The 12,346-nt window shown below is 38.9% G+C and carries 10 protein-coding genes; 9 read left to right on the top strand and 1 reads right to left on the bottom strand.

What is annotated here, in order from left to right:
- The first annotated feature begins 168 nt into the window (after nt 1–168).
- Nucleotides 169–825, top strand: coding sequence for a hypothetical protein (locus tag HY841_01220; GenBank protein MBI4929354.1), 657 nt, complete (start codon nt 169–171; stop codon nt 823–825).
- Nucleotides 826–1,651: 826 nt separating this feature from the next.
- On the opposite strand, the gene HY841_01215 is transcribed toward HY841_01220, so the two are convergent.
- On the bottom strand, nt 1,652–1,870 hold the full coding sequence (locus HY841_01215; protein ID MBI4929353.1) for a hypothetical protein: 219 nt from the start codon (nt 1,868–1,870) through the stop codon (nt 1,652–1,654).
- A 413-nt stretch (nt 1,871–2,283) separates the two neighbouring features.
- On the opposite strand from HY841_01215, the gene HY841_01210 reads away from it, so the two are divergent.
- From HY841_01210 to HY841_01175, 8 genes are all read left to right on the top strand, one after another.
- Nucleotides 2,284–3,864 carry an SAM-dependent DNA methyltransferase gene (locus tag HY841_01210; GenBank protein ID MBI4929352.1) on the top strand — a complete coding sequence of 527 codons (1,581 nt, stop codon included), beginning with the start codon at nt 2,284–2,286 and terminating at the stop codon, nt 3,862–3,864.
- Nucleotides 3,854–4,264, top strand: a complete 411-nt coding sequence (locus HY841_01205; GenBank protein MBI4929351.1) for a nucleotidyltransferase substrate binding protein — start codon at nt 3,854–3,856, stop codon at nt 4,262–4,264. The genes HY841_01210 and HY841_01205 overlap by 11 nt, the downstream gene beginning before the upstream one ends.
- The gene (locus tag HY841_01200) at nt 4,264–5,706 is read left to right on the top strand and encodes a restriction endonuclease subunit S (GenBank protein MBI4929350.1); all 1,443 of its coding nucleotides are present in this window, start codon (nt 4,264–4,266) and stop codon (nt 5,704–5,706) included. The genes HY841_01205 and HY841_01200 overlap by 1 nt, the downstream gene beginning before the upstream one ends.
- Nucleotides 5,706–8,942 carry a type I restriction endonuclease subunit R gene (locus HY841_01195; protein MBI4929349.1) on the top strand — a complete coding sequence of 1,079 codons (3,237 nt, stop codon included), beginning with the start codon at nt 5,706–5,708 and terminating at the stop codon, nt 8,940–8,942. The genes HY841_01200 and HY841_01195 overlap by 1 nt, the downstream gene beginning before the upstream one ends.
- Nucleotides 8,943–9,175: 233 nt before the next feature.
- Nucleotides 9,176–9,925 carry a hypothetical protein gene (locus HY841_01190; protein ID MBI4929348.1) on the top strand — a complete coding sequence of 250 codons (750 nt, stop codon included), beginning with the start codon at nt 9,176–9,178 and terminating at the stop codon, nt 9,923–9,925.
- Between the two features lie 384 nt (nt 9,926–10,309).
- Nucleotides 10,310–11,617, top strand: a complete 1,308-nt coding sequence (locus HY841_01185; GenBank protein ID MBI4929347.1) for a transposase — start codon at nt 10,310–10,312, stop codon at nt 11,615–11,617.
- A gap of 325 nt (nt 11,618–11,942) precedes the next feature.
- Complete coding sequence (locus HY841_01180; protein ID MBI4929346.1) at nt 11,943–12,221, top strand: hypothetical protein; 279 nt, start codon at nt 11,943–11,945, stop codon at nt 12,219–12,221.
- A partial coding sequence (locus tag HY841_01175; GenBank protein MBI4929345.1) for a transposase occupies nt 12,173–12,346 on the top strand: 174 nt, incomplete at its 3' end. The genes HY841_01180 and HY841_01175, both read left to right, overlap by 49 nt.

The following is a 12,346-nucleotide window of genomic DNA, read 5'->3' as shown; positions in this document are numbered from 1 at the left end:
TGACTTTAAAGAGTTTTAAAAAGAGTGAGGATTCTCTGTCTACGAACATACCTCAAGGGTTGTTTTGTAACGCATATTGCTCTCACTCTTTTTTTCTTTTAGTTGCACTAGTTTATTTAATTTCGCAAACATACGAGTAACTCTCTCGGTTGACAGCAAACAAAAACAATGAAAAGACAACTTCTTCTCGTCTCGACAGCAGTTCTCGGTTTGACAGTTTCTCTGACCTTGACAAGTTTTTCGCAAGACACAACCAAGACAGTTGACAATTTTCTGAAATTATTTCCAAAAACTAATTTACCTGTTTGCATTGACTATAAAAAGGACAAGTTTCTAAAGCAAGACGGTCAGCAAGGCGAAATACTTGCAAAACCAGACAGCCAAATAATAAGTAATGATTTAGTAAAAAAGTTTCTCTTAGCGGACACCGAACAACTTTACTACTATAATACATTTGGCGACACATCCGACTGTAACTTTTATTCTATAAAAAGAATTTCAACAGACAAATCTTTTAATATCATAGTTTACGAGCGTCAATACAATTTGCACGGCTGGACATATTCTGAAAAGTTTCTATGCACTTTGACAAAGCAAGGTAAATTAATTTCAAAAGTATTAGTAGCATCTTATAATCAACAAGACTTTTTTATTTCCTCAGACGGTGGACGCGTTCCATTTTATGCAGAGAAGAAAGGTTGTATTGAAAAGGGCTTGCAAATAAATGTTATTATAATCAGCGACAATGTGGGAGGAGCAAATGAAATAGCAATATCATACTTGATAAATGCAGACGGACAGATTATCAAACAAACAAAAAAATAAATTTCTACGCAGACAGTTTCGCATCGGCAGACAGCAACCCTCTCGTTGGACAGTTTTTTCGTGTGACCGTCCCGTCAGACAATTTTGTAGGACAATCATTTTCGTCTCGACAATTTCTCCTGCAAAGTTTCGCGTGTAGCGTGGGACAGTCACGACAGAAAAAACTGCTGGTAACAGCAGGTTGGAGAAATGGCGGTTGACATTTAGAAAAAATGTCTTCAGCATTTAATTATCTTTGTGCTGTGGGACAGTGAAGTGCTCCGAACACCGCCACTTCTCCAACCTGCAAAACGTTGGCGGTCATTGTAAAACGACAGTAAATCGCGACAGTTTATAAAGTCATCGGGGGACAGTCCCGCAATTCTTCCACGACTTTTTCAGCAAGACAACTTCTCACTCCGTTGACAACTTTTCTCGTGGGACTGTCCCGCGCTGACTTTGTGAAAAAAACTTATCGGGGACAGACAATCAAGTTTTACAAAGGTCACGCCATCGTTTGCAGACAGTGACTAAAAAAATACAAATACATTTTTTAACGCAGGACAGTTGCGCATTCGTTCGACAACTTCGCACGGCTGACAGCGGTTTTCGGCTGACAACTTTGCGTTTTTCGACAAATTTTTTCCGAATTGACAACGTACAAACCCAAACTCGTATTAAATAAACCAGAATAGCACTTGGACAAACCAGAACTCGTGTTGAAAAAACCAGAATGACCACCTGAAAAACCAGAACTCGCATTGAATAAACCATAATTTGAGTTGTAAAAACAAATACAGCGGTTGGACAAAGTTTTAAAACCGACCGTTTTTCCCACTTTGGACAATTACTTCAGGGTAAATCTGACAGCGGACAGCATCGCACGACAAAAAAACAACGAACCGCCAACATCAGCTTTGCGCGAGCGGGGCTGACGAGTAAATTGAAAGTTTGTATCTTCGTTTTGTGCTTTGTAATGGCGGACAATTAAGTATTTCAAATCCCCGCCCTCGCAAAGCTGAGGAACGTTGGCAACAAGGCGCAAAAAGACATCAACTTTAGACAATTTATCATTTGACAGTTGAACCTTTCTGCGCTAAACAAGGACAAAAAAGCGGGGGACTTTTCCGCGCTTCGCGGACAATTGCACGGTAACGGACAGCATAAAAAACACATAATAAGGTAGCGCGGGGGACAATTATTTTCTCAATTGACCGCTGCTCCCACCGCGACAGCAATAAAAACACAGGTATATCGGTCAGACAACTTTGCAACGGCTTACAGTTGCGCATAACCAGACAGCATAAAATCAACCCGCGGGGAAAACAGTTTATCGCAACCGATATTTGGCACATTTACCCTTGCCCCAACAGCCCGGAAATCCCTATAGGGGCAAGGGCAAAAGAGCCAAATCATCCTGCACACAAAAAACAAACGGGAATAAAATTGTACTTTTGACCGATAATTTCATAAAACACAATGGCTAAGAAAGAAAAAGAAATAAAAGAAGAATCCTTAGAGAAAAAACTCTGGAAATCGGCTGACAAACTCCGTAAGAATATGGATGCTGCCGAATACAAGCATGTTGCGTTGGGTTTGATTTTCCTAAAATATATTTCCGATGCTTTTGAAGAACTCTACAACAAATTGAAGGAGGGCAAAGACGATTATGAAGGTGCAGACGCTGAAGACAAAAATGAATATACAGCCGAGAAAGTTTTTTACGTGCCGCCTTCCGCACGGTGGTCATGGCTGCAAGGCAGAGGAAAGTTACCAACTATTGGTAAGGACATTGACGATGCAATGGATGCCATTGAAAAAGACAACCCTTCTTTGAAAGGTGTATTGCCCAAAGTGTACGCACAGGAAAAGTTAGACAAGGCAAGTGTTGGCGGATTGATTGATATGATTAGCACAGCAACCCTTGGAACAAAAGAAGCGCAAAGCAAAGATGTATTGGGCAAAGTATATGAATATTTTTTAGGGGAGTTTGCTTTGGCGGAAGGAAAAAAAGGCGGACAGTTCTATACACCTTCCAGTGTTGTGAGATTATTGGTTGAAATGTTAGAGCCATACGAAGGCAGAGTGTTTGACCCATGCTGCGGAAGCGGTGGAATGTTTGTACAGAGTGAAAAATTTATAAAGTACCACCAAGACCATTACAAAAAGAACAACGGTAAAAAACTTTCTCTCAATCCTGCCGACCATATTTCTATTTATGGACAGGAGAGCAATCAAACCACATGGCGGCTTGCAAAAATGAATCTTGCAATAAGAGGCATTGACAGCAGCAATGTGAAATGGAATAATGAAGGAAGTTTTTTAAACGATGCGCACAAAGACCTAAAAGCAGATTTCATAATTGCCAACCCGCCTTTCAATGACAGCGACTGGAGCGGTGAACTCTTAAAGAAAGATGCGCGATGGGTTTATGGTGTGCCGCCTGCAGGAAATGCCAACTACGCATGGATACAGCATTTCATTTATCATTTATCTCAAAATGGTAAAGCAGGTTTTGTCTTGGCGAAAGGTTCGCTGACAACAAAAGCAAGCAATGAGGGAGAAATAAGAAAAGCATTAATAGAAGATGATTTGCTTGATTGTATTGTAAATCTTCCTGCAAAATTATTTCTCAATACTCAAATCCCTGCCTGTCTTTGGTTTCTTAATAAGAATAAAACCAAACGCAAAAAGCAAATTCTTTTTATTGACGCACGTAACCTTGGACATTTAATCAACAGAAAGACACTTGAATTTTCTAATGATGACATTATGAAAGTTGCAAGCGCCTACCATAACTGGCATACAGATGATAATGGTTATTCCGACATACAGGGATTCTGTAAAAGTGTAAGCGTTGAAGAAGTAAAAGCAATGAACTATGTTGTTACCCCTGGAAGATTTGTGGGCTTGCCCGATGATGAAGACGATTTTAATTTTGAAGAGCGCTTTATAACGCTGAAATCAGAATTGGAAAAACAAATTGCCGAAGAAGATGAACTGAATAAAAAAATAGAAAACAATCTTTCTAAAATAAAAATTACACAATATGCCAAATAAAGATATACGCTGGGAGCAGCGATTCGTTAATTACAGGAAAGCACTTCAACAACTAAGAAAATTTTATGAATCAGAGGAGTTGAATGATAAAGAAGAACAGGGAATGATAAAAGCATTTGAATATACATACGAACTGGCATGGAACACCATCAAAGATTATTATGAAAGCAAGGGCGAAGTGAACATACAGGGCAGCCGTGATGCTTTTCGTTTGGCTTTTAACAGGGGGCTGATTAGTGACGGGCAAGTATGGATGGATATGGTGGACGACCGCAAATTGACCGTGCATACTTACGATGAAAAAAAAGCGGATGAGATGGTAGAAAAAATTCGTGATGTTCATTTCAATCTTTTTGTTCGATTAGAAACACGGCTTCTTGTTGAAAGCAAAACTACCTGATGAAATACGGCTTATCCGATAAAGTAATAGAGCGCATTCAAAAAGTTTTTGAAAGCTGTACAGCCATTGACAAAGTAATTTTGTTTGGCTCACGGGCTAAAGGAAATTTTAAGGAAGGTTCTGACATTGACCTCGCAGTAAAAGGCAGGGACTACACTTTTGACACCGAACGCAAAGTGAGTATGCAGTTGGATGATTTAAACCTGCCTTATGAAATTGACCTTGTAAATTACCACACCATCAAAGAACCTGCACTCACAGCACATATTGACAGAGTGGGAATTGATTTGTATAGCAGATGGAAGGAATATAAATTGGAAGAAATAACCGAACCGCTTAAAGAAACATTCAATCCTGACGGAAGTGATGATTACTCTTACATTGGATTAGAACACATTGAACAGGAAAGTTTAAGATTAAATTCAGTTGGAGTTTCTTCAGATGTTACAAGTAATAAATTTTTATTTAAAGCAAATGACATTTTGTTTGGGAAACTCCGACCATATTTTAGAAAGGTTGTAAAGCCTCAATTTGACGGAATTTGTTCAACGGATATTTGGGTTTTTAGAGCAAAGAAAGGATTTGACCAAGATTATCTTTTTTACTTTATAGCAAATTGGGATTTTGTAAATACAGCAAACAGTGGTGAAGGCGGAACACGGATGCCAAGAGCAGATTGGAATTTTTTGAAAACAACTGAATGGAGTTTACCCCCACTCCCCGAACAAAAATCCATCGCCTCAACCCTTTCCAGTTTAGATGATAAAATAGATTTATTACAACGCCAAAACAAAACGCTTGAACAATTAGCTGAAACACTTTTCAGGCAATGGTTCGTGGAGGAAGCGGGATGGCATGGAAGTTTGTCAGAGTATGTAAAAGTTCAAGGCGGTTATGCTTTCAAGAGTAAAGATTTTAAACCTACAGGTTTTGCAGGCATCATTAAGATTACAAATATTTCAATGGGAATTATTGATATAAAAAATTCCGATTTCGTTGATGAAAGTATTGTAAAATATCTTGACAATAGATTTAAAATTAAAAGCGGAGATTTTCTTATTGCAATGACTGGAGCAGAAATTGGGAAGATTGGAATAGTAGAAAAAACAGAAAAAGAAATTTGGGTTAATCAACGAGTAGGAAAATTAGAAGCAAAAGTTCCTTATGGAAATATCATTGGTTACTTGGCATTAAAATCAAGAGAAGGACAAGACCATATTGTCAATGCTTGTGCTGGAAGTGCACAAGAAAATATCAGCACAACAGGAATTGAAGAAATGAAATTTGCATCTTATGATTCCGAAAAATCAAATTCATTTGGACAACAAGCCCAGCCTTTCTTTGATAAAATAATATTTAATCTAAATCAAATCAATACTCTCTCAAAACTCCGTGATACACTTCTTCCAAAACTAATGAGCGGAGAAATAAGATTGAATTAATGAAGCCCATCACCGAAAATATCATTGAAGATTCAGCGCTTGAAATTCTTGCTTCGCAGGGATGGGGATATGTACATGGGCTGCACATTGCACCAGATGCAGAATCGCAGGAGAGAGAGAACTTTGAGCAAATCATTTTGATTGAACGCCTGCGCAAGGCAATTGCAATAATAAATTCTCACATTCCGCAAGAGGCACAGGAAGCAGCCGTTCAAAAAGTATTGCGTATTTATTCGCCTGAACTGTTGCATAACAACGAGGAGTTTCATAAGTTTTTAGTTGAGAAAGTAAAAGTTCCTTATCAGAAAGACGGCTATGAGAGAAGCCATGAAGTGGCATTGATTGATTTTGAAAACATAGGAAACAATCAATTTCTTGCAGTCAATCAATACACCATCGTTGAAAATAATCAGAACAAACGCCCCGATGTTCTGCTTTTTGTAAATGGAATTCCGTTAGTGGTAATGGAATTAAAAAATGCAACGGATGAAAATGCAAATCTTCGGAGCGCATACAGCCAGATTCAAACTTATAAAGCAATCATCCCTTCGCTGTTCACTTATAATGCCATTTGCGTAATCAGTGATGGATTGGAATGTAAAGCGGGAAGTTTGTCGGCAGATTTCGGCAGATACATGGCTTGGAAAACTTCTGACGGAGTAAAAGAAGATTCACGTTTCAAACCGCAATTGCAAACTTTGCTCAAAGGAATGCTGAACCCTTCCACACTCTTGGATTTGATTCGCAACTTCATTGTATTTGAAAAAACAAAAAAGGAAGACGCAAAAACAGGATTGACGCAAATTTTTACGGAGAAAAAATTAGCGGCATATCATCAATACTTTGCTGTAAACCGAGCCGTGCAAAGCACCATCAAAGCATCGGGCGCGAATGGCGACAAGCGAGGCGGTGTAGTATGGCACACACAAGGTTCGGGAAAAAGTTTATCAATGGTTTTTTATTCAGGCAAACTGATTACAGCGCCTGAAATGAAAAACCCGACAATTGTTGTAATCACTGATAGAAATGATTTGGACGACCAGTTGTTTGACACATTTGCTGCCTCAAAACAGTTGTTGCGCCAAGAGCCCGTGCAGGCAGAAAGCAGGGAACATCTGAAGCAGGTGCTGGCAGTTTCAAGCGGAGGAATTATTTTCACTACAATTCAAAAATTTTTACCCGAAGGAAATAAATCTGTTTATGACCAACTTTCCGATAGAAAAAATATTGTAGTGATTGCAGACGAAGCGCACCGCACTCAATACGGTTTTGAAGCGAAGTTACTGGATGAAAAAAATCCTGAAACAAAAGAAGTAATCGGAAAACGGATTGCTTTTGGTTTCGCAAAGTATATGCGTGATGCGCTACCCAGTGCAACTTACATAGGTTTCACTGGCACGCCAATTGAAGGGACGGATGTAAACACTCCTCAGGTATTCGGGCAGTATGTGGATATATATGATATTTCACAGGCAGTTGCAGACGGTTCAACAGTAAAAATTTATTATGAAAGCCGCTTGGCAAAAGTTAATCTGGACGAAGAAGGAAGAAGATTGATTGAGGAGTTTGATAAAGAGTTGGAACAAGACGAAGAAATTACAGAGAAACAAAAAGCAAAAGCAAAATGGACAAAGTTGGAAGCCATTGTAGGAAATCAGAACAGGATAAAAAATTTAGCAAAAGATATTGTTGCGCATTTTGAACAACGCCAAAAAGTTTTTGAAGGCAAGGCAATGATTGTAGCGATGAGCAGAAGGATAGCAGCAGAGATTTACAGAGAAATAATTGCATTGCGTCCGGAATGGCACGATAAAGATTTACGAAAAGGCATAATCAAAGTGGTAATGACAAGCACAAGTTCAGATGGGCCTGAAATTGCAAAACATCATACCACAAAACAAGAGCGGAGAAATTTAGCCGACCGTATGAAAAATCCTGATGACCCATTGAAGTTGGTCATTGTTCGTGATATGTGGCTCACAGGTTTTGATGCTCCCATTTTAAAAACACTTTATATAGATAAGCCCATGCGCGGGCATAATCTCATGCAGGCAATCGCGAGAGTAAACAGAGTGTTTAAAGAAGTTAAAGGAGGTTTGGTAGTAGATTATTTAGGAATAGCAACCGATTTGAAAAAAGCACTTTCATTTTATTCTGATGCAGGCGGCAAAGGAGATCCGACTGAAAAAATTGATGTGGCAGTGAAAGTGATGATGGAGAAATTGCAGGTGGTGAAGCAGATGTTTAATGAAGAAAGCAAAACGCAGAAAGATATTTTGGTGGAAGAACCCCAAGCGTATTATGAGAACAGTTTGAAATTTAATTACAGAAGATTTTTTAACGGAACACCACAGGAAAAACTTTCTATCATTCTTCAAGCCGAAGAACATATTTTGGGATTGCAGGAAGGCAAAGAAAGATTTGTTAGAGAAGTTGGTTTGCTAAGTCAGGCGCTTTCTATCTGTATTTCAAAAGATGAAGTGCAGCCACATTTAACAGAAATTGCTTTTTTCCAAGCGGTGAAAGCACGATTGGTAAAATTTGAAGGAACAGGCGGTGGCAAATCAGATATTGAAATTGAAACAGCCATCAAACAAATTGTTGATGAAGCATTGAGCAGCGATAAAGTAGTTGACATTTTTGATGCAGCAGGAATTCAGAAGCCCGAAATTTCAGGGCTGTCAATTTTATCAGATGAATTTTTATTGGAAGTAAAAGGAATGCAGCATAAAAATCTTGCATTGGAATTGCTTAAAAAAATTCTGAATGACGAAATAAAAAATGTAACGAAGCGAAACATTACAAAAGGAAAGGCACTTTTGATAATGCTTGAATCAGCATTGAAAAAATATCAGAATAATCTTTTGACAACAGTAGAGATAATTCAATTTTTAGTTGATGAAGTTGCCAAAAAAGTAAAAGAGGAATATGCAAGAACCGAAGCATTGAAAATGACAGTGGATGAAGTTGCATTTTATGATGCGCTTGCAGAAAATGAAAGCGCAATTAATGTTTTAGGTGATGAAAACTTAAAAGCACTTGCACTTGAAATCGCAGATAAAGTAAGAACGAATGCAACCATCGATTGGACAATAAGAGAAAGTGCAAGAGCAAAATTGATGGTATTAGTGAGAAGGACACTAAACAAATACGGTTACCCGCCAGACAAACAAGCAAAAGCCATTGAAACAGTTTTAAAACAAGCGGAATTGCTTGCTGATAATTTAATTCAATAGAAATTTCGTCCCGCCATCTCATCCTCTTCCTTCTTTAATTTTATTTCAATTTCTACAATTCAGAGTTTTGGCACAGTAGTTGCAATCACTCCCCAATTACAACGGTGAACAATAAAAATTAAACTACACCGTTATAATAAAACACGAAAAGAATACATGATGAAATTTTACACTAAAGAAAAATTAACATTAACCAAAAAAGTCCTGAGAATAAATAATCGGGCAAGTGTAAAATGTCATCAACATCAGAAACAGGTCACGCAAAAAATGTAGCGAACTTCGAGGATCTAATTTCCTTCGCAACGGGCTACGGAACCACCTACAATCCATCAAAAGCAAGTATCAAGATTCCCGCGCTGAATACTCTGCTTACAAATTCGCAAGGCGCACTCTCCACTCTAAAGACAAAGAAAACCACGTTCGACAATTCTACGAACGCTCGTGAAATTGCTTTCGAGTCATTCAAAAAATACTGCACAAGAATTATCAATGCGCTTGAAGCAACGGACGCATCGAAACAAACCGTTGATGACGCAAAAACAATTAACCGCAAACTTCAGGGAAAACGTGCGGATAAAATTGTAACGCCTACTCCGCCTGCCGACCCGAATGTGAAGGTTGAAGAAATTCATCACATATCCGTTTCACAACAGAGTTTCGATAACTACATAGACAACTTTGATAAACTTTTGAAACTCGTAACGGCTGAACCATTATACATTCCCAACGAAACTGATTTGAAAATTACAGGAATGAATACAACTATCACAAATTTGAAAGCCGTCAATACTTCCGTTATCAATGCCACTACTCCATACAGCAACTCCATCATTGCAAGAGACAGCACACTTTATGCAGACGGAACGGGCTTGGTGGATATTGCTTTGGAGGTGAAGAAATATGTCAAGTCCGTTTTCGGAGCAACCAGTCCGCAGTATAAACAAGTCTCCAAACTCCAGTTTAAAAGCAGGAGAAAAAAGTAATCTTCCAAGTGCCAGAGGAAAAGAACCTTTGTCAACGAGTGAACTACCGTTGGCAACAGGTTTTTTTCTTTTGGCGCGGAGAAAACTATCGTTGGCGCGGAGTGTTCTTCCCGCTGTAATTAAAAATCTTCCTTTGGCAATGAGAAAAGAAGCGATGGCAACGGGAAAACTACCGTTGGCGCTGAGTGTTTTTACGATGGCGCGAAGTGTTTTCCCTATGGCGACAAGTGTTCTTCTGTTGGCGGTCAGGGTTCGTGCAAATTCAAAATGTCAAGCACATGGCGCATGAATGGTACAGGATATTATAGTTTTGCATGCGCCAAGAGCTTGCCATTTTTTTACCACTTCTGCAAGTAAGCAGGAGCGCACTACAAGGAAACATCTATGAAAAAGAGAAAATCTTATGATACACGAGTGAAATATTTAGTCCGCAAAGGATTATTGCCTGAAGTATTCCGAAAACAAATTCACCGCAGTTTGCTCAGCAAATGGAAACGGGAAGCAGGAGATAAATACGTTGGGTACGAGTTGAATGATAACATAGAAGAACTCTATGACCTGATGAAAAAAATATCGGAAGACCAGCGCATGCAGAAAACTTTACTTGCTTTTTATAGAATCAACAAAACTTTAAGAGACATTATTGGAACAGGAACAGATTATGTGAAAAAGATTAGTGAGCATAAGCACCGCATAGTTGACGCTGTTCAAAGAGCGAGAAAAAATATCGGGTTGAAAAGAGCAATCAAACTTGTCGGAATCAGCCGAACTACGTTTCGTATTTGGGCAATGGAATATTATTACAAGTGCGGACAATCCTTAAAGAAATTATGCAACAACGCTTATCCGCAACAACTCACCGCTGGCGAAGTCCATAAAATGCACCGAATGTTAAGCAGTGAAAAAACCTTGCACTGGCCAATTATTTCAGTGGCATATTACGGAATCAAACGAAAAATATTGAAAGCGCATCCGAACACTTGGTACAAATATGCGCGTCTGATGAAAATTAAGCGCAAGCGTCATAGAAAAATCAAAAGAAGATATGCAGAAGGAATCCGCGCTTCTGCTCCAAATGAAAAGTGGCATGCCGACATCACAGAATTGAAAACAGCAGACGGAAACACCTCATACATTTATCTTGTAGTAGATAATTATTCGAGATACATTACCTCTTGGAGAGTGGCGGACAAAGTATGCGCGAAAATCCGTTTAGAAACCTTTGCGGAAACTATTGACAGAGCAGAAATAAAGCCCGCGCCAAGAAAGAAAAAGAAAGTTGAACTGATTGTGGACGGTGGCACAGAGAACAATAATAAAAAAGTAGAAACCTTCATGGAAAAATATCCAGTAGAAAAATTAGTTGCGTTGAAGGATATTCTGAAATCAAATTCAATGGCTGAATCTGTAAATAAAATTATCAAGTATGGTTACTTATTCCCCCGACACATTCCGAATCAATCAGAGTTAAAAAAATTAATGGACAAAGTAATCATCCCGGACTACAACGATAAACGCCCACTGGGTTCACTAAACGGGCTGACACCTTTGGAAGCATACAGAAAAAAGAAAGTTGATTTCAAACTCATGCGACAAAATATGATTCAAGCGCATATAAACAGGGTTCACTATAATCGGACACACTCGTGCCACGGCTGCCCGTTCGGTTGCAAGCAGACAAATCTGAACTAACGACAACTTACAGGCAGAAAAAAATCTGGCGGGACAGCGTTGCATCTATAAAATATTCTCTATTATTGACAGTTGCGCATGTGTTTCTTATAAGAAACATAAAGTGTTGTTAGACCTTGTGATTTCACACGGGGGACAGACAAAAACAATATGAAAACGGACAACTTCTCCTCTATAATTTCGCAGTTCTCGCAGGACAGACACTTCATTCGGCAGGACGTGAGCGCCCAATTGCCAACATCCGCTTGCCATCATGCGGGTTAATTGTAAATTTAAAGTGCAACGGCAATTTGCGGAACGTTAGCAGTAATTTTTGAAACGACAAATGACAATACTACAAATTGACAGTTTAAATGGACTCCAAAACAACAAACAGGTTTGGGAACATTTCATTTGGCCATTAGCGGTCATTTTAGCAGCAGCCATCGGTGGACTAATTTGGAAATTCATAATCAAGAAAAAACCAAAGAAGGAAACAAGACCTACAATCACGCTGACTTTTGACATTCATCATTACTTGATGGAAATGGGATGGGATTTCATTGACGACATTGTTTGGATGAAACCAGAAGCAAGTGTAAAAAACCGCAGCGCTATGAAATAGAAACGCAAACAATTGGGTTCGACCAGAACCATGTTCATTTTTTGTGCAGGTTTTTGCCAAAATATTCTGGTGGGCAAGTAATACGGGTAATCAAAAGCATCACCTCGCAGGCAATATTCAGACGC

It is taken from the genome of Bacteroidota bacterium (assembly GCA_016213405.1).
Classification (GTDB): domain Bacteria; phylum Bacteroidota; class Bacteroidia; order Palsa-948; family Palsa-948; genus Palsa-948.
This window is presented reverse-complemented; position numbering and strand designations above follow the sequence as displayed.

Coding starts and splice junctions, on each gene's coding strand:
- HY841_01220 (MBI4929354.1), top strand. CDS start 169: ATGAAAAGACAACTTCTTCTCGTCTCGACAGCAGTTCTCGGTTTGACA.
- HY841_01210 (MBI4929352.1), top strand. CDS start 2,284: ATGGCTAAGAAAGAAAAAGAAATAAAAGAAGAATCCTTAGAGAAAAAA.
- HY841_01180 (MBI4929346.1), top strand. CDS start 11,943: ATGACAATACTACAAATTGACAGTTTAAATGGACTCCAAAACAACAAA.
- HY841_01185 (MBI4929347.1), top strand. CDS start 10,310: ATGAAAAAGAGAAAATCTTATGATACACGAGTGAAATATTTAGTCCGC.
- HY841_01190 (MBI4929348.1), top strand. CDS start 9,176: ATGTCATCAACATCAGAAACAGGTCACGCAAAAAATGTAGCGAACTTC.
- HY841_01195 (MBI4929349.1), top strand. CDS start 5,706: ATGAAGCCCATCACCGAAAATATCATTGAAGATTCAGCGCTTGAAATT.
- HY841_01200 (MBI4929350.1), top strand. CDS start 4,264: ATGAAATACGGCTTATCCGATAAAGTAATAGAGCGCATTCAAAAAGTT.
- HY841_01205 (MBI4929351.1), top strand. CDS start 3,854: ATGCCAAATAAAGATATACGCTGGGAGCAGCGATTCGTTAATTACAGG.